Source organism: Mycobacterium sp. 20KCMC460, from assembly GCF_022179425.1.
Taxonomy (GTDB): domain Bacteria; phylum Actinomycetota; class Actinomycetes; order Mycobacteriales; family Mycobacteriaceae; genus Mycobacterium; species Mycobacterium kiyosense.
Window position 1 is genome coordinate 192,323 of the sequence record NZ_AP025525.1, and the last position, 25,456, is coordinate 217,778.

Genomic DNA, 25,456 nt, shown 5'->3' on the forward strand with positions numbered 1-25,456 from the left:
GAGGGGTGTATGTTCGTTACCGCGTTACCGACGTCGATGGAATCGACGGCGTCGAGCCTGGCCGCAATCGGGAGCACCGTGGCGGCGGGCAATGCCGCGGGTGCCCCGGCCACGCTGGGCGTCCTACCGCCGGCGGCCGAGCCCGCATCTGCACTGCTGGCCGCCGCGTTCGGAACACATGCCGGGGTGTATCAGGTGACCCAGGCCATCGGAACGGTGGTGCACGAGATGTTCGTGGCGACGATGGGCGCTAGCGCCGGCAGTTACGCCGCCGCCGAGGCGCTCAACATCACCGCAATGATTTAGCCGCACCATGACCGGCTACGAGGTGCCACCGGAGATCAACTCGGGACGGATGTATGCCGGCCCGGGCTCGTCGTCTCTGGTCGCCTCGGCCGCCGCGTGGCAGGCGCTGGCAGTGGAGTTGGGCTCGGCCGGCGCGGCGTTCGGGTCGGTGGTCTCAGCGCTGGCCGCGGGTTCGTGGCTGGGGCCGTCGTCGATTTCGATGGCACTGGCGGCGGCACCGTATGTCGTGTGGATGATCGCCACGGCCCAGCAGTGCGAGGAGGCCGCCGCCGCGGCGGGTGCGGCCGCCGCGGCGTTCGAAGGCGCTCGGGCCGGGGTTGTGCCCCCGCCGGTCATCGAGGCCAACCGCAACACGCTGATGACGCTGATGGCCACAAACTTTCTGGGCGTCAACACTCCAGCCATTGCGGCCACCGAGGCCGCCTACGACGAAATGTGGGGCCAGGACTCGACGGTCATGTACGGGTTCGCCGCCGATGCGGCGGGAATCACCGGCACGTTGGTGCCGTTTCTGCCACCGCTGCCCAACTCCAATCCGATGGGCCTGGCCGCCCAGGCCGCAGCGCTGGGTCAAGCGGGCGGTACTGCGGCGGGGCAGCAACCGTTTAACCTCGCCAGTCAGAGCAGCGGGTTGACCAGTCTGCCGGCCGGCATTGACGCGCAAACGATGCTGACGATGGGGCCACAGCTGGTCACCATGATACCTTCTGCGCTGCAAGGGCTTTCGTCTCCGCTCAGTAGTGGCCTGGGGTCACCGGCCGGCGGTCTGGGCCAGTTCCAATCCCTGCTGTCCCCGTTCATGGGCATGCTGAACAATCCCGGCCTGATGGGGATGGGCACTGGCGGGGCGGGAGCTGCCGGTGGCCTCACGGGTTCGGGGTTATCCGGGCTCAGCGGGGGCGCGTCTGCCGGTGGCGGGGTGGAGGCGATCGCGGGGCGCGCGGCTTCACTGGGCGGGTTATCGGTGCCGGCGACCTGGACGGCCGGTGGGCCCAGCGAATCGGGCACGACAGCTGCCAGGGCTGCGGCGCCCGTGGTCGCGCCACCGGGTGCGGCGACGGGGGCAGCGGTACCCGCCTCCGCCTCGGGTGCGGGCATGTACGGAGGCGCACCGATGGCGGCCGGGCTGGGTGGACGCGGCAGCGACGGCGCCGGCACACCCCGCTACGGGACCCCGGTGAAAGTGTTCGATCGGCACTAATCTCGCTCGGGATTAAAGGCCAGGAATGGCGTTTCACAGAGTCTCGGACTTTCTTTGAAACTGGCCACCGGCCGCCGTTGCCCGACATTGTGCGGGGCCAATAGACTTGGTTCACAGCAACGGCTGAACAATAGTGCGCAATCCCTGTCGATTATGGAGAGAAGAGGATATGACAACACGGTTTATGACCGACCCGCACGCGATGCGGGACATGGCCGGGCGTTTCGAGATGCATGCCCAGACCGTCGAGGACGAGGCCCGCAAGATGTGGGCGTCATCGCAGAACATCGCCGGTGCCGGCTGGAGCGGTCAGGCCCAGGCGACCTCGCTGGACACGATGAGCCAGATGAATCAGGCGTTTCGCAACATCGTCAACATGCTGCACGGCGTGCGCGACGGGCTGATCCGTGACGCCAACAACTACGAGCAGCAGGAACAGGCGTCCCAGCAGGTTCTGAGCAGCTAGCCGCGGACGAGAACCACAACGGTCAGGAGAACGTGAACCATGTCAATCAACTACCAGTTCGGTGACGTCGACGCCCACGGGGCCACGATCCGCGCCCAGGCCTGCGCGCTCGAGGCCGAGCATCAGGGCATTGTGCGTGACGTGCTGGCCGCCGGCGATTTCTGGGGCGGCGCTGGCTCGGCGTCCTGCCAGGAGTTCATCACCCAATTGGGCCGGAACTTCCAGGTCATTTACGAGCAGGCCAACGCTCACGGGGCTAAGGTGCAGACCGCCGGGAACAACATGCACAGCACCGACGGTGCGGTCAGTTCTGCATGGTCGTCGGTATAGATCCGGGCGGCCCCGGCGCGGCGGCACCTGTTGGTGTCGCCGCGCTTCGTTGAGGAAGGGTGAGTTGGCGCGGTGAACGCTACTGCCGGTGACATCACCGTCAACCTCGACGGGTTGTGGCTGCTACAGGCGCTGCTGGGGGTGGGTCGGCTTGCTCCGGAGTTGCGCGGCCGGCCCTATGGGCAGCCGCGCTCGATGGAGTGGGTGATGCAGCACCCGGGTCTGGGTGTGCTCGTCGATGAGGGCATCTGCGACGAGGGTGCCGTCGTGCGCCCGGACATCGCAGCCCGCATGCGCGTGCTGGGCACCCCTGATGTGGAGGTCGTGGTCCTGGTGGCGCAGGGGCCGATGAGCTGGTCAGCCCCGGTGGCATTGGACGATCCGGCCAGCTGGCGCTCGATCCCGGAGGGGCAACTCAGGATCGTGCTGGCCCGCCGGGACGGGCGCTGGGCGTCGGCGGTGCGTGCCGGCTCACACGTCACCATCGATGACTGCGCCGTGGTGGATCCGGACTGGTTAAGCCGGTTGGTGTGTGAGGCGTTGGACTCGGTGCACCGCGCGGAGCCCGCGGCAATCAGCGCGGTGAACGTGCCGTTGGACGGGATCTGCGGTGCGGCAGCCGAATTGGCCGGGGCCAGTACTGCCGCGAGCCGTCAGGCGGCGCTCAGGTCGGTCGGGTTGGCCGGGCCGGCGCTGGCGCAGATGGCGCAGGCGCTCGAGGAGCCGGTGGCCGAGGCGGTGCTCTACGGGCGGGCGTACATCGATGCCACGACGGCACCCGGTGAGTCGGTACTGGACTTGCGCGACACCAACGCGGGCCGGGTGGCGCTGTACCGGGTGAATCCGCCGCGGGGTAGCCAGCAGCAGTGGATGGCGGCGGGTCCGGCGAATGCGGCGCAAGTGCGTCACGGGGTGGTGTCGGCTCTGGACAGTGTGCCGGTGAAGTCCTGGGATACCCACGAAAGAATGGGGTGAAAGGGTACGCCTCGTGACTCAGCAGAATCGACAGGAAGTGATTCCAGCAAACGGATTCGCGGAAAGTGCCGGGCGGCCGCGGTATGGCGAGAATTCGCGTCATAAGATTGGCGCAGACGGTCACACTGAACTGACTATGTGGGGTTACTGAATGACTACCGATAATGCAGATTTCATGGCGCGCTACCTGCCCCCGGAGGGGCCGGACCGCGCCAATCCCGCCGGCCCGGCCCTACAGCCGGGTGCGCCGTCGATGCCGGCCCCTGTCGCGCCGCCGCAGGCCCGGATGGAGACCGCGGAACCGCCTCAGGCGGCGGCGCCGCCCTCGGGGCCGTCATTCGCGCCGCCGGCCAGCGAACGCACCGCAGCGCCCCCGGCGCCTGCCCAGCCCACCGGAGCCGGGGCCGCCGGGGTGGGGCACCTGCCCGACAGCGGTAACCGGCCCGAGCCGGCGCCGCCGCTCCCGGCCGGGCACCAGCATGAAGTAGCCGCCGCGGCCCAGCGGTGGGCTCCGCAGGCCGACCCTCATGCCGCGGCATACGGCCACCGGCAGATTCAAGTCGGCGAGGTTGTCAAGCAGCGCCGGCGGCCACCCGAAATGGGTTGGCGCAAAGCGGTTTACGCAGCGACGATGCATCAGGTGAACTTGGGCGCGGGCCCGGCCGAGCGGACATTGCGGGACCAGACGGCACGGATCACGACCAACATCCCGGGCAACTACCAGATCAGCGCCATTTCCATCAAGGGCGGTGTGGGGAAGACGACGTTGGTCGCGGCCGTGGGAACCACACTGCGCAAGTTCCGCAACGAACCGGTCATCGCCGTCGACGCCAATCCGACCTACGGGGGCTTGGGCCGCTTGGTCTCAGATGGCACCAAGGCGCCGTCCTCCATTCGGGAATTCCTGGGACACGGCGACTTGACGAGCTACAGCATCGCCCGGCAATTTTTCGGCCACAACGAGGAAGGCCTCGAGGTCCTGGCCGGCAACCAGAACGTGGCCCATCCGCTGACCCTGACACCGGAGACGTTCGCCGACACCATCGCGCGCACCCAAGGCTTCTATCAGCTGTCACTGGTGGACTGCGGGGCCGAAATCGACCATCCGGTCATCCCGTCGGTGTTGTCGGCGTCAAACGCGCTGATGATCGTGGGATCGATGAACATCGAAGGCGGCCTCGCGGTCGAAAAGACGCTGGACTGGCTGGCCGCCCGCAACGGGCACGAGCTGTTGAAGCGGTCGGTGATCGTGCTCAACGACGCCTACCGGTGCGCGAACAAGAAGTTCATCACGCACGTCACACAGACACTGGGTCCGCGGGTGGCGGCGGTGAAGGTCATTCCCTTCGACGCGCACCTTCGCGACGCGCAGCCGCTGGACTTCGGTGGGCTGCGACCACGGACGCGCGCTGCGTTGATCGACCTGGCCGCCGAACTGGCCGACGGATTCCCCACCGCAGGAGCGCTGCACGGGTGAGCGCCGAGCAGCACGACGCCGCGGGCACACCGGCGGCGGTGTTACCGCCGCGGGTGCTGGTGGCAGTGACGGCCGCAACGACCAAAGTCGGTGTGGTTCTGGATGCCTGCGCGCCGGTGTCGGTGCAGATGTCGGCCCTGGTCGAGGTGATCAATGCCCGCCTGGACGAGCTTGGGCAGCCCGCCATGACCGCCGGGCAGGGCCGGGGCCGGTGGGCGTTGTGCTGGGTGGACGGCAACGCGCTCAAACCATCGCGATCGCTGGCCGATCAGGGTGTCCGCGACGGCACGCGCCTGTGGCTTCGGTTCGTGCCTGATAGTGAGGCGCGGATCAATGTGGTCGAACATGTGACCTCGGCGGTGGCCGAGGAGCTCACCAAGCGGTGGCCGGGTCTGACGCCGGCCTGGGCGGGGCGGGTCGGGGCGGCGATGGTGGTCGCCGGCGTGCTGGCCGCCTCGGTGTTGATGCTGCGGTGGCGTTATGGCCACCCGGGGTGGTGGCCGAGCCTGTTCTGCGGCGCCCTGGCGGTCATGCTGTTCACCGCGGCGGTGATCATCGTGGTGCGCTTGACCCGCACCGAACCTCGCCGAATCGGCGACACATTGCTGCTGACCGGTGGCGTGCCGGCGGGGGTGGGTGCCGCAGCGGTGGTGCCGGGCCCGGTCGGGGCCCCGCATGCGGCCTTGGGTTTGGCGACGCTGATCAGCGCGGCGGTGCTGATAGTTCGGTTCACCGGCCGCTATATCGCCCTGGGGACAGCGGTGGTCGTGGCCGGTGGGGCGGCCGGGCTGGCTGCGCTGGCGCGCATGTTCCTGGTGACCTCGGCGGTGACCCTGTTGACCACTGTGCTGCTGGCGTCAGTGCTGATGATGCACCTGGCGCCGACCGTGGCGCGGTGGGCGGCGGGGATCCGGTTGCCGGTGTTCCCATCGGCGTCGGGGCGCTGGATTTTTGAAACCCGCCCAGACCTGCCGTCGGACAAAGTGGTGGCCTCCGGCGGCATCGCCACCTATGACGGGCCGGAGTCGGTGCGTGATGTGGTGGTGTGCACCGACCGGGCCCACGCCTATTTGTCGGGGCTGCTGATCGCCACGGCCACCCTGATGGTGGTGTGTTGCGTGGGGTTGTGCGATCCGCACGGGCCGCGGCGATGGCTGCCGCTGCTGGTGGCGGGATTGGTGGCGGTGGCTGTGTTACTGCGAGGCCGCTCGTTCACTGATCGGTGGCAGGCCACGGTGCTGGCGGCGGCGGCCGTCGCGGTGGTGATCGGTGTGGCGGGCCGTTACGTGGTGGGGTTGTGGACGGTGGCGGCTTTGGTGGTCGGGGCATCGGTGATGGTTGCCGTGCCGGTCGCGGGACTGGTGGCCGGGGTGGTGGTGCCGCACCGGTTTTACACCCCGACGTTCCGCAAAGTCGTGGAGTGGATCGAATACCTGTGTCTGGCCGCCGTTTTCCCGTTGGGGTTCTGGCTCATGGGTGTGCTGGCCGCGATCCGGTACCGGTAGGCGGGCGGTGATGTCGGTGCAGGGTTGCCGCAAGACGGTCGCCGCGGGGCTGAGCGTGGCGGCTGTGAGTGTGAGTGCGATGTGGGTTGCCGCGCCGACGGCCACGGCGGTGGAGCCGCCGCAGATCGACCTCGCCGCGTTGCCTGCCGATGGCCCGCCTGGCCCGGATCAGCCGATGCGCCAGGGCGCGTACTGCACGCGGGTGGGGACGCTGCCGGGCACCGACTACCGGGTGCAACCCCACTTCATGGACATGCTGGAGTTGGCTGAGGCGTGGCGGTTCGGACGCGGCAGCGGAGTGAAGGTGGCGGTCATCGACACCGGGGTCAGTCCGCATCCGCGACTGCCCGATCTCGTCGGCGGCGGGGACTACGTGGCGGCCGGCGGTGATGGCCTGTCGGACTGCGACGCACACGGCACGGTGGTGGCCTCGCTGATTGCGGGCGCCCCCGCCGACGGCAAGACCCCGCTACCGGCGCCGCGGCAGACGCGCCGGCCCGACTCGGCACCGACCACCGAGGCCCCACCGCCCCCTCCGCCGCCGCAGACGGTGACGGTGCAGGTGCCTCCTCCACCGCCGCCGGAGGAGGGACCGGCGCTGTGGCACCGGTCGGCCTCGCCGGTGATCGTCGCGGCCGGGGCCGGCGTGCGACCGCCGGTCAACGTGCCGGGGGCCGCTGAGGACCCCGCACCGGCAACCAGTGGCGAACAGCCGCCGCCCGGCCCGCCCCCTGCACCCCCGCCGCCTGCGGCGGACGGATTCAGCGGCGTGGCCCCGGGTGTGCAGATCATCGCGATCAGGCAGAGTTCGCGGGCGTTCAGTCCCAAGGATGCCTTCGGCGGGGACCAGGACCCGGCGACGCGGCGCAAAGCCGGCGACATCCGCACGATGGCACGGGCCATCGTTCATGCGGCCAATCTGGGCGCGGCGGTGATCAATATCTCCGAAGTGTCGTGCATGAGCGCGACGAACATCATCGACCAGCGGGAACTGGGGGCTGCGATCCGCTATGCCGCCGTGGAGCGTAACGCGGTGATCGTGGCGGCCGCGGGCAACAGCGGGGAGAGCGGTAACAGTGACTGCAAACAGAACCCGGTGTATGACCCGTTGACCCCCAACGATCCTCGGGACTGGGCGGGGGTGACGACCGTGGTTACCCCGGCATGGTTCTCCGACTATGTGATGACTGTGGGTGCCGTGGATGCCACGGGTGCGCCGCTGGATACCAGCATGGCCGGGCCGTGGGTGTCGCTTGCGGCGCCGGGCACCGATATCGAGAGCGTGTCACCGCGCGAGGACGGGTTGATGAATGCCGTTGAAGGCAGGGACAACACGATGGTGGCGCCGGTCGGGACCTCGTTCTCGGCGGCCATCGTGTCCGGGGTTGCCGCGCTGGTGCGCGCCAAGTATCCGCAGCTGACCGCTCATCAGGTGATCAACCGCATGTTGGCGACGGCGCGGGCTCCGGGCCGCGGGGTGGACAACCGGGTCGGGCACGGGATCATCGACCCGGTGGCCGCGTTGACCTATGACATTGCACCGGGGGAACCGGTTGGCCCGCAACGGTTGTCCTCACCATTGGTGCTCGCACCACCGAAGGTGGGCCGCGACATGACTGCGGTGTGGGTCGCCGCCGGCGGCGTCGGGGCGTTGGCGGTGGTGTGCAGCGCGGTGTTGGGAAGCGCGGCATTGATGCGAAGCAGGGGGCAACGATGAGGCCGATGCTTGCGCTGGGCGCGGCTCTTGGATGGCCCCGCGTGGTGGCGGTGTTTGTCGCCGATGTGGCGTTGCTGTGGGCCGGCGGCGCCGTGGCAGGCCGGGCTGGTTGGTGGGTCGCGGCCGTGCTGGCGGCAGCGCTGAGCGTGTCGGCACTGCTGCGCTGGCGGGGCGCACCGCTGTTGACGTTAGCGTGGCGCACAGTGACGTCTCGGGGCGCAGCGCTCGTCGTGCCGGCAGGCGAGGCCGCCGACTATGACCGCACCTACGGGCAGGGGCCGGTCGGAATCCGAGGTATGGGGCCGTATTTGGTCGCGGTGGTGGCCGTGGACGGCCAAGCGCACAGCCCGTCGGCTCTGGACCACCATCGGGTCGCCTCGTTGGCGACGTTGCCGGTGGCCGCGGTAGCACAGGGATTACGCCAGTTCGATGTCACCCTGGAAGCGATCGACATTGTCAGTGTCGGAATGCGCCGGGCTTCAGCACGACACCACAACTACGCGGCGGTGTATTCAAGCCTGGTGGGGGATCATCCGGCGGTGGGGCAGCGCCGGACCTGGCTGGTCGCGCGATTCGACGCCACCGCAAGCGCCCGGGCGATCCTCTGGCGGGAGTCGGTGGCGGCCACGTTGGGAGCCGCGGCGGAGTGGCTGGCCCAGGAACTCACGAGCCGGCGCTGCCCCGCGCGGGTACTGACGGCTGCCCAGATACGGGAGGCCGACATGGAGCTGTTGGCCGGGGCCGATCCGGCAGCGCTTCACCGCGGGTGGAGTGGGCTGCGTCATCCCGACGGCTATGTGCAGACCTATTGGATGTCGCCCGGCGACATCTCCAGCGACACCGTGGACCGGCTGTGGACTCCGGACACCGATGCGACGGCGGTCACCGTGCAGCTGCGCCCGACCCCCGACGGTGCCACGACAGTGGGGGTGGTGGTGCGCTACCACACCGGCGGCTCGCTGCCCGAGCCGCCGTTGAGCGGACTGAACCCGCTGACCGGCCGACATGATGTGGGTTTGGCGGCCGGATCGATCACCGCCAGAGCACCTTTGGCGGTGCCATCCCGCGAGCTAAGCGATGACGCCGAGTCGCTGGACGTCGCGATCGGGGCTACCGGCATCGTCGTGGGCAGTAACGCGACCGGGCATCCGTTGTTAGTCGATCTGGGCTTCCCCACGGCGGCCTCGACGGTGACGATAGCCGGTGAGCTCGCGTTGACGGTCCAGGTTGCGCTTCGCGCGGCCGCGACCGGCTATCAGGTTCTGGTCCACACCGACAGGCCGCAGCACTGGAAACAGGTCACCGGGGCCGGGTTGCAGCTGGTGGGGCCCGGCGGGCTGGACGCACAGTTGCCGCTGACACGGCGGCGCTGGATGGTCGTCTATGACCAGGTGCCCGGCACATCCCCGGAGGGGGCGGCCGTGACCGTGCGTACCGTGCCCGCTGGTACGGCCAGCGGCGCCGACATCCATCTCGAGCAGGAGGGTGCGCGCAGCGCCGTCATCCGAACGTGGGCGTTTCGGTACCGTCTGCGCATTGACCTGGACTACGAACGCCATCTCGTTGATGCCCGGCCGCACCGGGCCGCCTGAAGACCCGAGGGAGCAGCGATGACAGGCATCGATGCGGAAAGCCCGGCGCGCAGCGCGTTTCGCCGCGGCTTGTTGGCGTCGGGGATCGGTGTGGGCGGCCTGGTGCCCAGTCATAACGATCGGGTGGCCCGCGACATGTTCGCAACGGTGACGCGGACCGATCCCAGTGTGTGCGATGGATGGCTGGGCAGGATTCTGACCGGTGAGGACACCCTGGAGGTGCTGGCCGGCGCGTGGGGGGCCGCAGAATCCTACGGGTGGGAGATCCGCCGACTCGGGGTGGCGGGCACCGAATTTCGCCCCGCGGTCTTCGATGGGCTCTTCTTGCAACTGCCGATCTTCTCGATGGATTCTCTGCGCGCAGCGTTTGCCACCGTGCTGATCCGCGAACACAGCTACGGCCAGGCCCACGAGTTGCTCACTGCCGGGGCCACGCCGGCGGATCCACTGGATGCCGACATGCATCGGTATGTGTCGGGTTTGCTGCATTTCCGTGCTCAACGCTGGACCGATGTGCTGCGGGTGTTTCCCGCGGACAAACGTTGGTACCGGCCGGAATACGAGTGCGCAGCTACCGCGATGGCCACCACGGCGCTGGCGTCGCTGGGGGTGTTCGAAGATGCCTTCCGCCGCGGCGAGCACGCCCCAGGCGATGATCGCGTGCCGCCGGCGACAACGGTGATCCTGTACACGCAGGCAATGTGTCTGCGCCACCTGGGCCGCGAGGCCGAGGCCGCGCAGCTGCTGCGGCGGGTGTATTCGCGGGATCCGAAGTTCGCGCCGGCGCGCCAGGCGATGGACGACACTGCGCGGCGGCTGGTCCTGACCGATCCCGAGACGATCGAGTCCCGCACCGACCCTTGGGATCCGGCCAGCGCCCCCAGCCCCCGCGACAACGAAGTCGCCCGTGACGCGGAGATGGCCTCTCAGTATTCGGCCGAGGGCCAGGCCGAGCTCGACGCGATGCTGGGCATGGACACGGCCAAGCGGGAGATCAAACGGATCCGGTCGACGACGAAGGTGAACCTGGCACGCTCCAAGGTGGGGCTACGGGTGCCGGTCACCTCACGCCACACGCTGCTGCTGGGCCCGCCGGGTACCGGGAAAACGTCGGTGGCAAGGGCATTCACCAAGCAGCTGTGCGGTCTGAAGGTGCTGCGCAAACCGCTGGTGGTGGAGACCAGCCGCGCAAAACTGTTGGGCCGCTACATGGCTGATGCGGAAAAGAACACCGAGGAAATGCTCGAAGGCGCACTCGGCGGGGCAGTGTTCTTCGACGAAATGCACACGCTGCATGAGACCGGCTACTCCCAAGGTGATCCCTACGGCAACGCGATCATCAACACGTTGCTGCTGTACATGGAGAATCATCGCGAGGAACTGGTCGTGTTCGGCGCGGGTTACGCCAAGGCCACCGAGAAGATGCTCGCAGTCAATCAGGGTCTGCGGCGGCGCTTTTCGACGGTGATTGAGTTCCACAGCTATACCCCGTCTGAGCTGATCGGCCTGACCAAGTTGATGGTCAGCGAGGATGACGATGTCACTACCGACGAAGCCGTCGAGGTGTTGCGACCCGAGTTCGAAAAGTTTTACGCCGAGCAAACCATGACGGCTGACGGTGATCTGATCCGGGAGATCGACATGCTGGGCAATGCCGGGTTCGTCCGCAACGTTGTGGAAAAGGCGCGTGACCACCGCAATGATCGCCTTGACACCGCCGAACTCGACGAGCTGCTGACCAGCGACGAGTTCACCATCACCGACGAGCAACTGCAGAGCTTGCGGGAGCTCACCGGCGAAGATTTGGCCGAAGGCTTGCGCGCGGCGGTGTCAGAAAAGCGGGAACGACATGGCTGAGGGTGGGTAGGAGGGTCGTGTGGGCCCAGCCTGTAGCGCCGGGACCGCTGAAGCCGCGACAACGAGATGCAGCCCGCGTGCTGCTGGGCTATGCACAAAGCATCTTGCGCGACGGTGGCTGTCATTGCCGCGTTGTTGACAGCACCGCCAGCCTGCGGCGACACCGCTTGAGCCGTTGGAGGAATCTAAAAGGGAACTCCAACGTCTTCGGCTGAAGATTCGGCGCGACGACTCTCTGGCGTCTTCTACGGAGCGAGAGGATCTTGCTGTGCCTCAACCGCGGACTTGCGCACTGCGTCGCCAATAAGGTTGTAGATGTTTCGCACGCGGTCCGTTCTGAGACTGCCGCGCCTGGCCAGTAGCTGTCGTGACACTTTGAGTAAGCCGGCGGCCTGCAGTTCGGTGGTTCCGCGCGCCCGCGTAGCAGTGGAAAGCTCCCGCTCGACGACTTCTTGGACGGCCTCCTTGATGAGGCCGCGGAGTGCTTGCGCGGGCCGGTCGGCGACGTGGCTTATCGCTGCCGCGTTCGCTCATCAGTCCGCTCAAAGGTGTTGTGATCCAGCCATTCCGCGACATCTGACCAGCGGTACAGGACCCGGCGTCCACGCTTGATGAATATTGGGCGCGATCCCCGGTAGCGATCCTGGGCGAGCGAAGGGGTTGTGATGTGGAGATATTCGGCGACTTCGGTGGGCGTCGCCAGCGCCGGTAGTTGGTTGGACATGACCGGCGATGGTAGCCAGCACTGACCTAAAACTCTGCCGGGCGCGGCAATCACGAACCAAGGGTTCTCCGTGCGGTCGCACGTTGATCCGGCGAACCTGCGACCACTTGACCCCCAGGGAACCGGACAGTGTGAACTACTGTTTTATTGCGTCCAACACGTCCAGGTCAGGGCGTGCCGTTAGTCCGATCTGTGTCATCATGTCCAGTCTGTTCGCGCCTATCTTGGGACACTGGCGGGACACTGACGAACGGGTGTTCGGCGCTATCACGGCGTCCTCGTCGGTGGGTCGGCGCGCACCACGACGTTGCAGGGCAGCAGCAGCCCGATCTGGCGGTCTATGGTGACCGCCCGGTGAGCCAGCGGAGTTGCAGGCGCCGAGGATCAGGTAGTCCTCCATGTCCTCACCGAGCTTGGCCTTCAGCGTCGCCTTCATGTCGATTTCGGTCAATATGCCAAACCCTTGATGGGACAAGGTTCCCGGGTGCGGGCGACGGAGTCTGGGAATGCGGTGTGCAGTGTGGTTGAAAATGCGATGCTCACGGTCTCATGCGTTTCTGGCTGCAACACGGTGAGAACCCACCCGTGTTCACCGGTGTTCATGCAGCAGCGTTACCCGCCGCCGAAATTCTTCCTCATCGATCTCGCCGCGGGCAAAGCGCTCGGCCAGCACATCTTCTGCCGCCCGCGCCGAACCCGCGCCGGCTTGGCCGCGGTGACTGCCGCCGGTGACGTAGCGGACGGCGAAGACCACCGCTGTAATCAGCAGCGCGAAAAACACCACCATCACAACGGCTGTCAGGATCCAGCCGCCCCAACCCCAGCCGCCGTAGCCGTCATGCCACATCCATCCGTTCCCGCCGTTCCCGCACATCGTCGCCCACTTTCCTGTTGGCCCCGCCGCGAACCGACGGGATGGGGCCAGAATGCGCGCGGACACTGCGCGGTTCTAGGGCCGATGGTCTATTTCTTCGTGAGCTGGCGATAACATCGCTAGATGGCAATGATGACGACTGTTTCTGCCGAGGTGCGGCGAATGGAGCTGGCGCCGGCGGCGGCGTTGTTCCGTTCACTCGGTGATCCCACCCGGTTGGCGATCGTGCGGCGGTTGGCGGTCGGGCCGGCGCGGGTGGTGGAAATAGTTCAGGCGGTCGGACTTGCGCAGTCCACCGTATCCAAACACCTTGCCTGCCTGCGGGACTGCGGTTTGGTGCAGTCCGACCCGGTAGGGCGGGCGTCACTGTTTCGGCTGACCCAGCCCGCAGTGATCGACGTGCTCACCGCCGCCGAAACGGTGCTGGAGGAAACCGGTAACGCGGTGGCATTATGCCCGACGTACGGCGTGGACAGCTGCGCAGACGACAGAGACAGCCGATGAGCGACGCGTGCGGCTGCGGACACCACGAACCCAGTACTGACGAGCAGGCCGAGGACCACGAACCGGAACGGCTGTGGCAGGTCAGCGAACTACGGCTTGCGGCCGTATCGGGCGTATTTCTGCTGGCCGCGTTCATCGCCGGCTGGGCCGATGCGCCACGCCCGGTGATCCTCACGTTGGAAGCGGCGGCGCTGGTGGTCGGCGCCTACACCTTCGTCCCGACCACCCTGAAGCGGCTGGCCAAGGGCAAGATCGGGGTGGGCACGCTGATGACCATCGCCGCTGTGGGCGCGGTGATCCTCGGCGAGGTCGGCGAAGCGGCGATGCTGGCGTTCCTGTTCTCCATCAGCGAGGGCCTGGAGGAGTACTCGCTGGCCCGCACCCGCCGCGGACTACGCGCGCTGCTATCTCTGGTTCCGGATCAGGCCACCGTGCTGCGCGAGGGCACCGAGATCGTTGTCGCACCAACCGAATTGCGGGTCGGGGACCGGATGCTGGTCAGACCCGGCGAGCGGATCGCCACCGACGGGATCATCCGCGACGGCCGCACCGCGCTGGACGTCTCAGCCATCACCGGGGAGTCAGTGCCCGTCGAGGCCGCACTGGGCGACGACGTGTTCGCCGGGTCGATCAACGGCACCGGCGTGCTGGAGGTGGAGGTCACCACCACCGCGCAGGACAACTCGCTGGCCCGGATCGTGCGGATCGTAGAGGCCGAACAGGCCCGCAAGGGCACCTCGCAGCGACTGGCCGACCGCGTCGCCCAGCCCCTCGTGCCCGGGATCATGATCGTCGCGACGCTGATCGCGGTGATCGGCAGCCTGCTCGGCGACCCCGCCACCTGGATCGAGCGTGCCCTGGTCGTGTTGGTGGCTGCGTCACCGTGCGCCTTGGCGATCTCGGTGCCGGTCACCGTAGTCGCCGCGATCGGCGCCGCGAGCAGACTCGGGGCGTTGGTCAAGGGCGGCGCCGCACTAGAGGCTCTCGGCGCGGTGCGCGGTGTCGCACTCGACAAGACCGGCACGCTGACCGCCAACCGGCCCACGGTCATTGACGTCGCCACCTCCAACGACGCCACCCGCGAACACGTGCTCGACCTGGCCGCGGCGCTGGAAGCGCGCAGCGAACACCCCCTCGCGGCGGCGATCCTGGCGGCCGTCGACCAAGTCAGCCCGGCCACCGACGTGCACGCGGTGCCCGGCGCCGGGCTGATAGGCCGCCGCGACGGACACACCATCCGGCTGGGCCGGCCCGGCTGGCTCGAGCCCGGACCACTGGCGGAGGAGGTCGCGCGCATGCAGCAGGCCGGCGCGACCGCCGTGCTGGTCGAAGACAACGACCGGCTGATCGGCGCGATCGCCGTACGCGACGAACTACGCCCCGAGGCCGCCGACGTCGTCGCTCAGCTGCGCCGCGACGGCTACCACATAGCGATGCTCACCGGCGACAACCAGACCACCGCCAACGCGCTCGCCCACGAAGTCGGCATCGACACCGTGCACGCCGAACTCCGCCCGGAAGACAAGGCACGCCTGATCGCACAATTGCAAGCCCAGCGCCGGACCGCCATGGTCGGCGACGGCGTCAACGACGCCCCCGCGCTGGCCACCGCCGACCTCGGTATCGCCATGGGAGCGATGGGCACCGACGTGGCCATCGAAACCGCCGACGTGGCCTTGATGGGTGAAGACCTCCGCCACCTGCCGCAGGCGTTCGCCCACGCCCGCCGCGCCCGGCGCATCATGCTGCAAAACATCGGCCTGTCCCTGGCGCTGATCACCGCGCTGATACCGCTGGCGCTATTCGGCATCCTCGGCCTGGCTGCCGTCGTGGCCGTGCACGAGCTCGCCGAGATCATCGTCATCGCCAACGGGGTGCGCGCCGGAAAAGCCAAGCCACTGGCCATCACCGCCGTCGAGCGGGCAGCATCACTGCCCCGCACCGCGGCACCGGCCGCGTCGTCCTGACACCAGCAGTCCCACCCCTGGCGTCGATGGACCCGACCGTGCACAGCGGAGGCCGCGCGTTGGCGTGCGCTTACTGCCGCATCGCCTGCAACCAGGCCGTTCAGTGGACTCAGGACGCGTGCATACCGCCCATTATCCCAGGACCCATCATGCCGCCCGGCCCATCATCGACTGCATCATCGCCGGCATGCCCTCCACGACAAAGCCGGTGACTGCGCGCGCATGCGCGCGGATGGCGTTGGTCAGGTCGGGATCGGCGGCGGTTTCCACCACGACCAATCCCTTGGCGGTGAAGGTGATCTGGCGCTGATAGTCCGCAGCGCGGCGAAACAGCGTCGGCAGACTCGAGCTCATGGACGTCATCTCGGCGCACTGGTCGAGATGGGTATATATCGACGAGGCATGCGCCGGCGACGAGGTGGGCAGAGTCCGATTCGGTGGTGGTGTGCACACCTCCGGGAATGTCTTCGACGCTGCCGTCGGAGTTCAGTGTGCCGCATGAACATGTTCATGTATTTGCTCATCTCCATGCCGTTCACGCCGCCAAAGTCCGGTTCCGCGCGGCTTACTGACGACGACGCTATGGGGATATATCCCAGACCAAGCAGACCGCCACCGGTGGCGAGCATGACCAGCACCGCCCGCCTCGTCAATTTGGCCCTGTCCGATTATCTCTGAGCCTGTATCCCTTCCGACGCCGAACCCAAACCGCCGGCGCCCGTGAGGCCGTCGGTGATACCGCAGCGGCGACCTGACCGATTGGGTGCTCGACCCGCGCAAGGTGGGTGGTGTCGACTCGCAGTGCTGGCGGCCGCGTGCGCAATTCGCGAGGATGCTCAGATCGGACGGGGATTGGAGCGCCGACGAGGACCGACGTGCTGGTGGACCTGCCTACTCGTCGCCGCGGGTTGGCAATGACCCGGTGATCCTGGTATTTGAACATGCGCATGAGCTAATGTGTTCTCGGGTTGTCGATCCGAAGTGGCCGCACGCTCGTAACGAGACGCAATACCACGGGGTGCCAGACACGGGTGATTCGAACTGGTGGGAAGGTTCTGCGGGATGGGGCATGAGGACAGGCACGGCCATGCCCACAGCCACAGCCATAGCCATGGGCTGTCGGCGGAGGCGGATCGGCGGTGGCTAGCCATCGCGATGGTGTTGATTGTCGGGTTCATGGCCGCCGAGGTGGTCGTGGGCGTGCTGGCGCATTCGTTGGCGTTGATCTCCGACGCCGGCCACATGCTCACCGATGCGGGCTCGATCGCGTTGGCGTTGGTGGCGATCCGGCTCGCCGCGCGGCCCGCGGGGGGCCGATACACCTACGGTTTCAAACGGGTGGAGATTCTCTCGGCGCAGGCCAACGGGATCACACTGTTGCTGCTGGCGGCCTGGTTTGTCTACGAATCGGTGCGGAGGCTGATCGAGCCACCGCAGGTCTCGGGACCGCTGGTGCTCATCACCGCCCTGGTGGGGATCGTGGTCAACATCGCCGCGGCCTGGAGCATCAGCCGCGCCAACCGCAGCAGCCTCAACATCGAGGGGGCTTTCCGGCACATCCTCAACGACTTGTATGCGTTCATCGGAACCGCGATCGCCGGCGCCGTGGTGTGGGTCACCGGATTTGCCCGTGCGGACGCGATCGCCGCGCTGCTGGTGGCGGTGTTGATGGCCCGCGCCGGCTGGGGATTGGTGCGCGAATCCGGACGGATCTTCCTGGAAGCCGCCCCCGCTGAGGCCGACCCAGCAGTCATCGGGCCGCGCATCGCCGCCATGGATGAGGTGGTCGAAGTGCACGATCTACACGTTTGGCAGATCACGTCGGGCCAGCTGTCGCTGTCGGCGCACGTGCTAGTCGGCAGCGACGTCGACTGCCACGCCGCGCGGGGCGACATCGAAAACCTCCTGCATACGGAGTACCACCTCGACCACACCACCTTGCAGGTCGACCACGCCGGCAGCGAACGCAGCGGCGGGCAGGGCCACGACGAGCATTGCATTGCACCGCACGGACCGGTTCACCGCTCGCCAGAACAGCCGGACTGACCCAAGTATCGTGTCGTCGCGGAAGGAGCCACATGGCTGTCGTTGCAGCTCCGCCGCGATCATTGATGGGCGGTGGATGCGGCTGGTGGGCAGGGCTTTCGGTGCGTCGCCACCACCGACTGCGGCGGGAGTGGTGACGAACTCGTCACGGTGGCTCGTGCTCACGCGCGGCGGACACGAGTCCAGCACCAAAGCCGTCGGGGTGCTTCGAACCGTCGGACACCTGTAAACCCACACACGGCATCATTGACCGTCTAAACCGAATCGAGGCGCTATGGCCACCATCGTCGTTGGAATCGACGGCTCCCCGGCATCCGGGAAGGCACTTCGTTGGGCCCTCGAAGAGGCGCGCCTGCGCGGCGCCACGGTGAGGGCCGTCTACGCCTGGTCGTTTCCGTTCCAGGGCGGCGAGATCGCCCGCCTTGCCGCCCAGGCCGCCCACGAGGCGCTACAACAGGACGCCGAGCAGTCAGCACACACCGCTGTCCGTAAGGCGTTGGGAGCCGATGCCGATACCGTCGAACGCGTCGTCACCGAGGGGCCCCCAGTGCAGGCGCTGACCGCGGCCGCACGCGACGCCGACCTGCTGGTCGTGGGTTCCCGAGGCCGCGGCGGCTTCACCGGGCTGCTGCTGGGTTCGGTCAGTACCCAATGCGCCCAGCACGCCCCGTGCCCCGTCGTGATCATCCGCCCATAGATGACGCGTCCATCCCACCCATGCGATACAGGCCTGGCCGCCCAACTCCATCTGGCATCGGGCTCGCGGTGGGTCGGTCCCGGCCACGACCTTCGTGGGCGTCAATGTCGCGGCCTTGTCCAGACCCGAGTTCCACCACCTCGCGGATGTGCTGTTGCCTAAGAAACTCGGCAGCGTACGCGCCCGGCTTGCCCGGGTGGGTGCCGTTCATATTCGGATTCACCTGAAACGTGACCTGCCAGTGTTCCCGCTGCCCATCGAGGTTACCGTTCGTGGTCACTCCGCTTCTTCTTCCCAAGAGCGGCGAGGGATTGGCAGTAGTACTGCGCCCGCCAAGCCTCGGCACCAGAGTCCGTGGTCCCGATCAGGTCGTCTTCGATTTCGTTGCCCGCTCTCGGTGTGGCTGACCACTTTAAGAGAGACACTAGTTCGGTGCCCACACCCCAGCAGGGACGCTTCAGTGTGAACATTGCCGCGCCGCCTCAACTGGTTTACGACCTAATCGCGGACATCGCCCGCATGGGCGAGTGGAGTCCCGAGTGCTATAGCTGCGAATGGCTGGACGGTGCAACGGCTGCTGCCGTTGATGCCCGATTTCGTGGATACAACCGGCTGGGCCGCTATCGCTGGGAAAGAACGGCGATAATCACCGCCGCTGAGCCTGGCCGGGAATTCTCGTTCGTGACGGTCGACGACCGTACAGGTCGTGAAGAAACCCGGTGGCAATACATCATGGAGCCATCGCCATCTGGGACACTGCTCACGGAGTCGTTCCAGTTTGTGTGGTGCTCAACCCTGGACAGAGTAATGGAGTTGTTGCTGCCTCGGGGAAGGCAGGTGGAACGCGGCATGAAGGAAACACTGCGGCGTCTCAAGCTCGCAGCAGAAGCACACCAAGCGACCAATCCTGGCTAGCTCGCCGACCCTCCACCCAGTCTCAGAACTCTAGTTGTGAGAATGCCTGTCCGTGAGAGGCAGATCAGCGGCGGAAGCCACCCGCGCAGCGGGTCGTACGGGCTAACGCTGCGGCCCCATACTTGAGCGGCCGTGACGCGGAACTGTGAGCGGGGCAGCGGCTCCAACACAATGACCTCCGCCTCGATCGCCTCCGGTTCGGCCTCGGGCTCGCCGGGCTTGGCCTCGGGGTGCTCTGCCACGGTGCGCGGCGGCCGATCGGAGTTGGTAACGACCGCACGACCGTTTGCCTCGGGCACCAGCTGCTACCCGCCGGGTCCCATCATGCCGCCGGGTCCCATCATGCCGCCGGGTCCCATCATCCCGCCGCAACCGCCCATCATGCCTTGCATCATCGCGGGCATTCCGTCGCGTACGAACCCGGTGACCTCGCGGGCGTGGGCGCGGATGGCGTCGGTGAGGGCGGGATCGTCTGCGGTTTCCTCGGCGATAACACCGGTTGGGGTGAAGGTGAGTTGGCGGCGGTAGCCGCCGGCGTTGCGGAACAGTGTTGGCAGGCTCTGGCTCATACACATGACCTCGGAGCCCTGGTCAAGGTGGGAGTACATGCTTGACACGTGTGCGTGCAGTTGGGCAGCGAGATCGGGAGCGTCTGACTGGGTGGTGGTGCGCACGCCGCCGGGGATCTCCTCGACCGTGCGCGTGATCTGCGTGTGTCGGTTGAACATGTCCATGTAGAGGCTCATATCCGCCGGGGTGGCACCCATCATGCTGCCGCAGTCGCTCAGGCGGATGCCCAGGCCGGGTGAACCAAGGACTCCGCGAAGCACATACCCGACACCCATGACTGCGCTAGCTCCGAGCGCCGTGAGCGCCGCCCGCCGAGTGACTCTAGCCATCGGATTACCTCCTGAACACCTCGATCATGTGTCTGTGGTCAATGAGCTTCGCGATCACCCATTCCCAACCATCGCTGTGCGGTGAGAATTACCGCGTCAATGCCAGTGCGGGTTCCGCAGGCTGGGCGGGCCCCCGTCGGGTGTCGCGGCCGAATTGGCGTAGGCGCAGTGAGTTCGTCACCACGCTCACGGAGGAGAGCCCCATCGCAGCGCCAGCCACGACGGGGTTCAGTAGGCCGAGTGCGGCGAGGGGGATGGCGGCGGTGTTGTAGCCGAAGGCCCAGCCGAGGTTCTGATGGATCGTGCGCAGGGTCTGCCTGGAGAGCTGGATGGAACGCACGACACCGTCGAGCTGGCCGGACATCAGTGTGATGTCGGAGGCCTCGATAGCCACGTCGGTGCCAGTGCCGATCGCAATGCCCAGGTCGGCCTGTACCAGGGCGGGTGCGTCGTTGACGCCATCGCCAACCATGGCGACGACCCGGCCTTCGTCTTGGAGTCGGCGAACCTCGGTGACCTTGTCTTCGGGCAGCACTTCGGCCAGCACTCGGTCGATGCCGACCTGTTTGGCGATTGCGGCAGCTGTGCGGGCGTTGTCGCCGGTGATCATGGCGACCTGCAGTCCCATGGCATGCAGCTGACGGACCACGTCGACGGCGTCGTCTTTGATGGTGTCCGCCACGGCGAGCACGCCGACGACCTGGCTGTCGCGGCCGACGAATACCGCGGTGCGGCCTTGCTCTTCGAGCTCTGCGGCCGCCGCAGCGAGGTGGTCGGGCAAAACCAAATCGTGATCGTCGACGAGCTTGCGCCGCCCCACCAGCACCGGCTGGCCGTCGACCTCGGCCCGCACCCCGTGCCCGGCCAAGTTGGCGAACTCCGTGGCGACTGGAATCTTTAACCCCCGCTCTCGGGCACCGGCGACGATCGCCGCGCCGATGGGGTGTTCGGAGCCCGATTCGGCCGCGGCGGCGATCCGCAGTACCAGATCGGGCTGCCGACGCTTGCCGGGGATCACATCGGTGAGCTGCATCTGGGCGCGGGTCAGGGTGCCGGTCTTGTCGAACACGACAGTGTCGATCTTCTTCGAGGCTTCCAGGACCTCGCCGCCCTTGACCAGGATTCCCATGTCTGCGCCGCGGCCGGTGCCGACCATGATCGCGGTGGGGGTGGCCAGTCCGAGCGCACAGGGGCACGCGATGATCAGCACAGCCACCGCCGCGGTCATACCCGCAATCGGGTTGGCCGCGAGCAGCGCCCAGCCGGCAAACGTCGCGGCGGCAACACCGACGACGGCCGGCACAAACACCGCCGAGACCCGATCAGCCAATCGCTGTATCGGCGCCTTGCCGCCCTGTGCCTGCTCGACCAGGCGCACGATTTGGGCCAGCGCGGTGTCGGCCCCGACGGCGGTGGCGCGAACGGTCAGCAGCCCGTCGGTGTTGACGGTTGCCCCCGCAACACGGTCACCCGTCCTCTTTTCGACTGGGACCGATTCGCCGGTCAGCATCGACTCATCGACGGCGGCGCGCCCCTCGATAATCTCGCCATCGACGGGGATCTTTTCCCCGGGACGCACCCGCACCAGGTCTCCGACTTGTACCTGACCAATCGGCACGAGAATTTCTTGCCCGTCGACGAGCAGGCAGGCTTCCTTGGCGCCCATCTCGAGCAGTTTGCTGATCGCCTCGGATGCCTTGCCGGTGGCTCTGGCCTCGAAATAGCGGCCCAGCACCACAAACCCGATGATCAACGCCGCGGTGTCGAAGAACAGCGGCCCGCCGGCGAACAACCCATACGTGGAGTAGCCGAACGCGGTCAGCGTGCCCAGCGTGATCAGCGTGTCCATGCCCGCGGACCCCGCACGCGCTAGCTGCACGGCCCCCTTGAGGAACGGCCACCCGGCCACGAATTGCACAGGCACCGTCGCGGCGAACGCCAACCACCCCGCCCACGGATAAGCACCGAACAACATCGGCGCCGCCATCGACAGCAGCCCCAACGGCAAGGCCAGCCAGACCCGCCGCAACCACCTGCGCTGCTCGCGCTTAGTCTGCTCAGCAGGCGACAACTCGCTGGCTGTGATCGGTCCAGATTGGCAGCTGCCGCAACTCTCGATGTCGGGTGTGCGGTCGTCCACGCGGCGGTGCAAGCCGAACAACGCCAGCCCGATCCCGCTGGCAATCCTTCGCACCACACCGATCCTGGGGATATCAGCCGAATGCGGGGAACGCGGTGGCACCAACTCTGCAGGAATGTGCTCGGCTTCGGCGATCGCTGACAACACAGCAGCGGTGTCGCACTGCTGGGGCGAATACCGGATCACCACCGATGCCGTTCGCGGGTAGGCTTGCACGGCTTGCACGCCGGGCACCTTTGCGACCGCCTCCTCGATCGCGACGGCCCGGACCGCGTCGACATCAAAGCCGTTGACGTGCACCCGCATTCGTCCGGACGCGTTGGACATGACCTTCAAAGCGACGTCGACGTCGCACAGGACACCAGTGGTCATTCGTCGCCCGAGCCCGCCACCGTCAGCGGTGAACCTTCCTGCCCGGCACGCTCTCTCGCCTCGGCCATCACGTCCGCGACCGTCAATCGAGCCTGCTCAGCGCTCTGGCCCGCCTTGCGCTCCGCCTCACGGACGACCCGGATACCCCAGGCGGTAGCCATCACAGTCGCCTTCCGCCACGGCGCTTTCGCCAAGGCCTCGTAGGCGGCAACCCCCACCACGCCGGTCACCACCGTGGGCATCGCCTTCGCCAAGAAGCCGTGCACTGCCGTCATCGTGAACACTCCCTTCCTTGTTTGGTGCCTCGCTCAACGGTGCAGTGACTTCTCTGACGCCGCACCTGGCCTGTGTGACGATGTCGACCCAGGGCCGCCATCAAGCCGTGACCGATGGTTTGCTCAACCCGCGCCTATGCTCGTTGTCATCTCAGGGGCGCCCTTCCGCCGCCGGCCCCTCATCAGCGGCCTCGCCGACCGCGACGGCGCTCAATCGCGCCAGCGGACCGGTCAGCGCTGGCGTGAACTTCACCGCATCAAGCAGCTCCTCGATGGCTGCTTGTCCGTGGCCATCGAGCACTGCCGCGGAAAAGCAGGTCTCCAAGTGGTTGTGCAACATCACCCGATTTGCCCGCTCGAGTGAGGACTGAACCGCTGAGATCTGCTTCATCACATCCACGCAATACGCGTCGGACTCCAGCATCCGAATGATCCCGTCAAGGTGGCCCCGAACCGTCTTCAGACGATTCAGCGCCGAATGCTTCTTGGCCGTCAGTTCCATCTCGCCACACCGCATAGGGGGAGCATAGCCCACCCCACCCGGGGTGGGCTATCGTGCGTGTCGAGAAACGAAATTAGTCATCGCGTTCTTGTCGTGCGCGGTTTAGGAAGTGCCCTTAGGCTGGGCGCCAACCGAAGGGAGCAGCCGAGTGAGCGACGGCCACGGACGTGTGCGGTTGGGAGGCGATGTTTGGTTGCCGGCAGTCCTGCTGAGTTTGGCAGCTCTGGGCTGGTGGTGGTCAGTTGTCAGCGCCGCCGGCATGCGCGGCGCCGACATGTCGATGGGCACCCAATCCGCGATGCCGCTGGCCGCGTTCCTTATCGCGTGGGTGGCCATGATGGCAGCGATGATGCTTCCCGCCGTCCTACCCGTTGTTCGCCAATATGCCCGCGCCGCAGCCGGCAACGTCATCCCAGCGCTCATCTTCGTCGCCGGATACCTGGTCATTTGGACCGCGGTGGGCATCCCCGCCTTTCTGGCGTCGAGCCGCCTCAGCCCGATGGACCACACGTGTACCTGGGTCGGACGCGTCGCCGGCGCGGTGGCACTCGTCGCGGGACTGCACCAGCTCACGCCGCTCAAGGCAATGTGTCTGCAGCACTGCCGCTGGCCCATGTCCTCATCCCGCGGCCCCGGCAATCACAACCTCAACAGCCCGGCTCGGTCATTGCTTGCCGGAGGCCGCTACGGCATCTATTGTCTCGGATCCTGTTGGATGCTGATGATCGTGCTGATCGCCTTCGGCACAATGCAATTGGCGTGGATGCTGGTGCTTGCGGTTGTGATCTGGCTGGAGAAAGTAGCCCCCTTCGGCGATCAGCTAAGGCGTCTGACGGCGGCGATGCTCACAATTCTCGGTGTTGCACTACTGGTGCACCCCACATTTGTCACCTACCTCATCTCATAAGCCGACACCGCGGTAACGCCGACGACAGCACACTTCCCTCATAGCGCCGCAAAAGCGCTGTGTCGCGAATTCTGTAACCGCTTCCGCGCGTCGCTGACATCCGATGGAGCTTGCGCACCCTCGGCCGCAAGGTTGGCGCAGTATCGATGGCGTAGCCACCGGCTCAAAGGGACGCCCGGCCGTGTTACCGCCGGACCGCTTCACCGCTCGGAGAGCCGGTCGGCAGGAATCGCGATCCGACCGGCGGCCTCCTTCGGCCGGCGGAGAGTTTTCCATACGGACATACCTACCCCGTAGGTGAAGATGACGGGGTCGGGACGGATCCGGATGAAGCACAGGTCACCGCTGCGCGACACGATCCGTCGCTCGGTCGACAGGATTCTGCGGAGAAACCACGAAGAATTGAAGGCGCGGAGCGCGCCTTCCTCCTGACCGTCGACGATCTCGGCCGTGCCTTGGAACTGAGCTGCACGGGGCGGAAACCACGGAGCGGAGATGCGGGCAAGTGGGACAACGAAGGCCACGTCCGGACACGCCAGAATGTTGTGCACTTTGCGCGTGGCGGTTCGGGTTGTGACGTAGAAACAAACGGGTTCACCGGGTTCCGACATGGCGTAGATCACCTCTGTCGCGTGCGGGCGCCCGTCCTTGCCCAGCGTTGCGACCGTCGCGAACTTTCGGCGGCCCAAAACCCGCGCCAGGGCGTCGAAATGGTCCCGGCTCCGGCTCACATCGATCAGTCGTTGCAGGTGCAATCGGGGTGGCCGCACTGGCATCCCGCCGCGTGGGTGCAAGCAGAGTCGCCGCACGTGCAGCCGGTGGACTTACATTGGCAGGATTGTGTGTTCGTCATGCCTGAACCATACCCCTGTAGGGTATGTACGTCAACCGGGACATCTCAAGACCGAACGAGTCGCGCGATCGCGGCGGAGGCTTCGGCAAGCTTCGCATCCGCTTCGTCACCCCCCTGCGCGATCGCGCTGCTCACACAGTGGTCGAGGTGTTCGTCGAGCAGGTTCAACGCCACCGCCCGCAGGGCACTGCTGACGGAGCGGCGGCCGAGCTTACAGCTCTCGGGGCCTTCTCCGGTGAGGACCCAGTACCGCCAGGTCGAAGCTGGTATCCCGGTCAGCTTTTCCAGCGCGGCAGAGCCCAGATAATCCGTTGTCGCACTGGCGTTTACGTTCAGATTCATCGGTAAACCTTTC

Annotated in this window: 23 protein-coding genes and 3 pseudogenes; 16 read left to right on the forward strand and 10 right to left on the reverse strand. The window is 66.8% G+C overall.

From position 1 onward, the window contains the following. Positions 1-9: 9 nt before the first annotated feature. The 10 genes from MKCMC460_RS29985 to eccA all read left to right on the forward strand — a co-directional run bounded on the left by MKCMC460_RS29985 (position 10) and on the right by eccA (position 11,426). Entirely contained in the window at positions 10-306 is a 297-nt protein-coding gene (locus MKCMC460_RS29985; RefSeq protein WP_238306073.1) for a PE family protein, read from the forward strand. A 7-nt stretch (positions 307-313) separates the two neighbouring features. Further along, positions 314-1,507 (forward strand): PPE family protein, encoded by a 1,194-nt coding sequence (locus MKCMC460_RS29990; RefSeq protein WP_238306074.1) that lies wholly within the window; start codon positions 314-316, stop codon positions 1,505-1,507. Positions 1,508-1,676: 169 nt separating this feature from the next. Further along, positions 1,677-1,973: a WXG100 family type VII secretion target gene (locus tag MKCMC460_RS29995; RefSeq protein ID WP_133437441.1), complete on the forward strand. Its 297-nt coding sequence runs from the start codon at positions 1,677-1,679 to the stop codon at positions 1,971-1,973. 39 nt (positions 1,974-2,012) lie between these two features. Then, positions 2,013-2,303 carry a WXG100 family type VII secretion target gene (locus tag MKCMC460_RS30000; RefSeq protein WP_238306075.1) on the forward strand — a complete coding sequence of 97 codons (291 nt, stop codon included), beginning with the start codon at positions 2,013-2,015 and terminating at the stop codon, positions 2,301-2,303. Between the two features lie 72 nt (positions 2,304-2,375). Beyond that, on the forward strand, positions 2,376-3,278 hold the full coding sequence (locus tag MKCMC460_RS30005; protein WP_238306076.1) for an ESX secretion-associated protein EspG: 903 nt from the start codon (positions 2,376-2,378) through the stop codon (positions 3,276-3,278). A 151-nt stretch (positions 3,279-3,429) separates the two neighbouring features. Further along, positions 3,430-4,755 (forward strand): MinD/ParA family protein, encoded by a 1,326-nt coding sequence (locus tag MKCMC460_RS30010; RefSeq protein WP_238306080.1) that lies wholly within the window; start codon positions 3,430-3,432, stop codon positions 4,753-4,755. Further along, entirely contained in the window at positions 4,752-6,260 is a 1,509-nt protein-coding gene (eccD, locus tag MKCMC460_RS30015; RefSeq protein ID WP_120795068.1) for a type VII secretion integral membrane protein EccD, read from the forward strand. Before MKCMC460_RS30010 ends, eccD begins: the two co-directional genes overlap by 4 nt. A 10-nt stretch (positions 6,261-6,270) precedes the next feature. After that, positions 6,271-7,977, forward strand: coding sequence for a type VII secretion-associated serine protease mycosin (gene mycP, locus MKCMC460_RS30020; RefSeq protein ID WP_370653211.1), 1,707 nt, complete (start codon positions 6,271-6,273; stop codon positions 7,975-7,977). Beyond that, on the forward strand, positions 7,974-9,569 hold the full coding sequence (eccE, locus tag MKCMC460_RS30025; RefSeq protein ID WP_238306081.1) for a type VII secretion protein EccE: 1,596 nt from the start codon (positions 7,974-7,976) through the stop codon (positions 9,567-9,569). Before mycP ends, eccE begins: the two co-directional genes overlap by 4 nt. A gap of 18 nt (positions 9,570-9,587) precedes the next feature. Next, complete coding sequence (gene eccA / locus MKCMC460_RS30030; protein ID WP_238306082.1) at positions 9,588-11,426, forward strand: type VII secretion AAA-ATPase EccA; 1,839 nt, start codon at positions 9,588-9,590, stop codon at positions 11,424-11,426. Between the two features lie 511 nt (positions 11,427-11,937). Here eccA and MKCMC460_RS30035 read toward each other — a convergent pair. From MKCMC460_RS30035 to MKCMC460_RS30045, 3 genes and pseudogenes are all read right to left on the reverse strand, one after another. Then, positions 11,938-12,150: an AlpA family transcriptional regulator gene (locus tag MKCMC460_RS30035; RefSeq protein WP_238306083.1), complete on the reverse strand. Its 213-nt coding sequence runs from the start codon at positions 12,148-12,150 to the stop codon at positions 11,938-11,940. Between the two features lie 285 nt (positions 12,151-12,435). After that, positions 12,436-12,693, reverse strand: a pseudogene (locus MKCMC460_RS30040) (DUF302 domain-containing protein); the annotation flags it as partial. Between the two features lie 46 nt (positions 12,694-12,739). Next, a complete protein-coding gene (locus tag MKCMC460_RS30045) occupies positions 12,740-13,024 on the reverse strand; it encodes an SHOCT domain-containing protein (protein WP_238306084.1) in 285 nt (94 codons plus the stop codon). Between the two features lie 132 nt (positions 13,025-13,156). Between MKCMC460_RS30045 and MKCMC460_RS30050 the strand changes: the two genes are divergently transcribed. Next, positions 13,157-13,528, forward strand: coding sequence for a helix-turn-helix transcriptional regulator (locus MKCMC460_RS30050; protein ID WP_238306085.1), 372 nt, complete (start codon positions 13,157-13,159; stop codon positions 13,526-13,528). After that, complete coding sequence (locus tag MKCMC460_RS30055; RefSeq protein ID WP_370653212.1) at positions 13,477-15,495, forward strand: heavy metal translocating P-type ATPase; 2,019 nt, start codon at positions 13,477-13,479, stop codon at positions 15,493-15,495. Before MKCMC460_RS30050 ends, MKCMC460_RS30055 begins: the two co-directional genes overlap by 52 nt. Positions 15,496-15,604: 109 nt before the next feature. Here the strand turns inward: MKCMC460_RS30055 and MKCMC460_RS30060 are convergent. After that, a pseudogene (locus MKCMC460_RS30060) lies at positions 15,605-16,124 on the reverse strand (hypothetical protein). Positions 16,125-16,557: 433 nt separating this feature from the next. Between MKCMC460_RS30060 and MKCMC460_RS30065 the strand changes: the two are divergent. The 3 genes from MKCMC460_RS30065 (at position 16,558) to MKCMC460_RS30075 (ending at position 19,153) form a co-directional block, all read left to right on the forward strand. After that, positions 16,558-17,541 carry a cation diffusion facilitator family transporter gene (locus MKCMC460_RS30065; protein WP_238306088.1) on the forward strand — a complete coding sequence of 328 codons (984 nt, stop codon included), beginning with the start codon at positions 16,558-16,560 and terminating at the stop codon, positions 17,539-17,541. 274 nt (positions 17,542-17,815) lie between these two features. Then, positions 17,816-18,238 carry a universal stress protein gene (locus MKCMC460_RS30070; RefSeq protein WP_238306089.1) on the forward strand — a complete coding sequence of 141 codons (423 nt, stop codon included), beginning with the start codon at positions 17,816-17,818 and terminating at the stop codon, positions 18,236-18,238. 432 nt (positions 18,239-18,670) lie between these two features. Continuing rightward, positions 18,671-19,153, forward strand: a complete 483-nt coding sequence (locus tag MKCMC460_RS30075) for an SRPBCC family protein (RefSeq protein WP_238306090.1) — start codon at positions 18,671-18,673, stop codon at positions 19,151-19,153. A 305-nt stretch (positions 19,154-19,458) separates the two neighbouring features. On the opposite strand, the gene MKCMC460_RS30080 is transcribed toward MKCMC460_RS30075, so the two are convergent. From MKCMC460_RS30080 to csoR, 4 genes are all read right to left on the reverse strand, one after another. Continuing rightward, positions 19,459-20,052, reverse strand: a complete 594-nt coding sequence (locus MKCMC460_RS30080; RefSeq protein ID WP_238306091.1) for a hypothetical protein — start codon at positions 20,050-20,052, stop codon at positions 19,459-19,461. Between the two features lie 88 nt (positions 20,053-20,140). After that, entirely contained in the window at positions 20,141-22,498 is a 2,358-nt protein-coding gene (locus MKCMC460_RS30085; RefSeq protein WP_238306260.1) for a copper-translocating P-type ATPase, read from the reverse strand. Between the two features lie 62 nt (positions 22,499-22,560). After that, a complete protein-coding gene (locus MKCMC460_RS30090; RefSeq protein ID WP_238306092.1) occupies positions 22,561-22,839 on the reverse strand; it encodes a DUF1490 family protein in 279 nt (92 codons plus the stop codon). A 151-nt stretch (positions 22,840-22,990) separates the two neighbouring features. Next, positions 22,991-23,341, reverse strand: a complete 351-nt coding sequence (csoR, locus tag MKCMC460_RS30095) for a copper-sensing transcriptional repressor CsoR (protein ID WP_238306093.1) — start codon at positions 23,339-23,341, stop codon at positions 22,991-22,993. A gap of 148 nt (positions 23,342-23,489) precedes the next feature. Between csoR and MKCMC460_RS30100 the strand changes: the two genes are divergently transcribed. Further along, positions 23,490-24,248, forward strand: coding sequence for a DUF2182 domain-containing protein (locus MKCMC460_RS30100; protein WP_238306094.1), 759 nt, complete (start codon positions 23,490-23,492; stop codon positions 24,246-24,248). Between the two features lie 200 nt (positions 24,249-24,448). On the opposite strand, the gene MKCMC460_RS30105 is transcribed toward MKCMC460_RS30100, so the two are convergent. Together MKCMC460_RS30105 and MKCMC460_RS30110 are read right to left on the reverse strand one after the other, a co-directional pair. Next, positions 24,449-25,018 carry a pyridoxamine 5'-phosphate oxidase family protein gene (locus tag MKCMC460_RS30105; RefSeq protein ID WP_370653213.1) on the reverse strand — a complete coding sequence of 190 codons (570 nt, stop codon included), beginning with the start codon at positions 25,016-25,018 and terminating at the stop codon, positions 24,449-24,451. A gap of 128 nt (positions 25,019-25,146) precedes the next feature. Then, positions 25,147-25,299 (reverse strand): annotated as a pseudogene (locus MKCMC460_RS30110) (metal-sensing transcriptional repressor); the annotation flags it as partial. Positions 25,300-25,456: the final 157 nt, after the last annotated feature.

Bases quoted from the DNA above. Each gene is read 5' to 3' on its own strand.
- MKCMC460_RS29985 (WP_238306073.1), top strand. From the start codon at position 10: ATGTTCGTTACCGCGTTACCGACGTCGATGGAATCGACGGCGTCGAGC.
- MKCMC460_RS29990 (WP_238306074.1), top strand. From the start codon at position 314: ATGACCGGCTACGAGGTGCCACCGGAGATCAACTCGGGACGGATGTAT.
- MKCMC460_RS29995 (WP_133437441.1), top strand. From the start codon at position 1,677: ATGACAACACGGTTTATGACCGACCCGCACGCGATGCGGGACATGGCC.
- MKCMC460_RS30000 (WP_238306075.1), top strand. From the start codon at position 2,013: ATGTCAATCAACTACCAGTTCGGTGACGTCGACGCCCACGGGGCCACG.
- MKCMC460_RS30010 (WP_238306080.1), top strand. From the start codon at position 3,430: ATGACTACCGATAATGCAGATTTCATGGCGCGCTACCTGCCCCCGGAG.
- mycP (WP_370653211.1), top strand. From the start codon at position 6,271: ATGTCGGTGCAGGGTTGCCGCAAGACGGTCGCCGCGGGGCTGAGCGTG.
- eccE (WP_238306081.1), top strand. From the start codon at position 7,974: ATGAGGCCGATGCTTGCGCTGGGCGCGGCTCTTGGATGGCCCCGCGTG.
- eccA (WP_238306082.1), top strand. From the start codon at position 9,588: ATGACAGGCATCGATGCGGAAAGCCCGGCGCGCAGCGCGTTTCGCCGC.
- MKCMC460_RS30035 (WP_238306083.1), bottom strand. From the start codon at position 12,150: ATGTCCAACCAACTACCGGCGCTGGCGACGCCCACCGAAGTCGCCGAA.
- MKCMC460_RS30045 (WP_238306084.1), bottom strand. From the start codon at position 13,024: ATGTGCGGGAACGGCGGGAACGGATGGATGTGGCATGACGGCTACGGC.
- MKCMC460_RS30050 (WP_238306085.1), top strand. From the start codon at position 13,157: ATGACGACTGTTTCTGCCGAGGTGCGGCGAATGGAGCTGGCGCCGGCG.
- MKCMC460_RS30055 (WP_370653212.1), top strand. From the start codon at position 13,477: ATGCCCGACGTACGGCGTGGACAGCTGCGCAGACGACAGAGACAGCCG.
- MKCMC460_RS30065 (WP_238306088.1), top strand. From the start codon at position 16,558: ATGGGGCATGAGGACAGGCACGGCCATGCCCACAGCCACAGCCATAGC.
- MKCMC460_RS30070 (WP_238306089.1), top strand. From the start codon at position 17,816: ATGGCCACCATCGTCGTTGGAATCGACGGCTCCCCGGCATCCGGGAAG.
- MKCMC460_RS30080 (WP_238306091.1), bottom strand. From the start codon at position 20,052: ATGGCTAGAGTCACTCGGCGGGCGGCGCTCACGGCGCTCGGAGCTAGC.
- MKCMC460_RS30085 (WP_238306260.1), bottom strand. From the start codon at position 22,498: ATGCGGGTGCACGTCAACGGCTTTGATGTCGACGCGGTCCGGGCCGTC.
- MKCMC460_RS30090 (WP_238306092.1), bottom strand. From the start codon at position 22,839: ATGACGGCAGTGCACGGCTTCTTGGCGAAGGCGATGCCCACGGTGGTG.
- csoR (WP_238306093.1), bottom strand. From the start codon at position 23,341: ATGGAACTGACGGCCAAGAAGCATTCGGCGCTGAATCGTCTGAAGACG.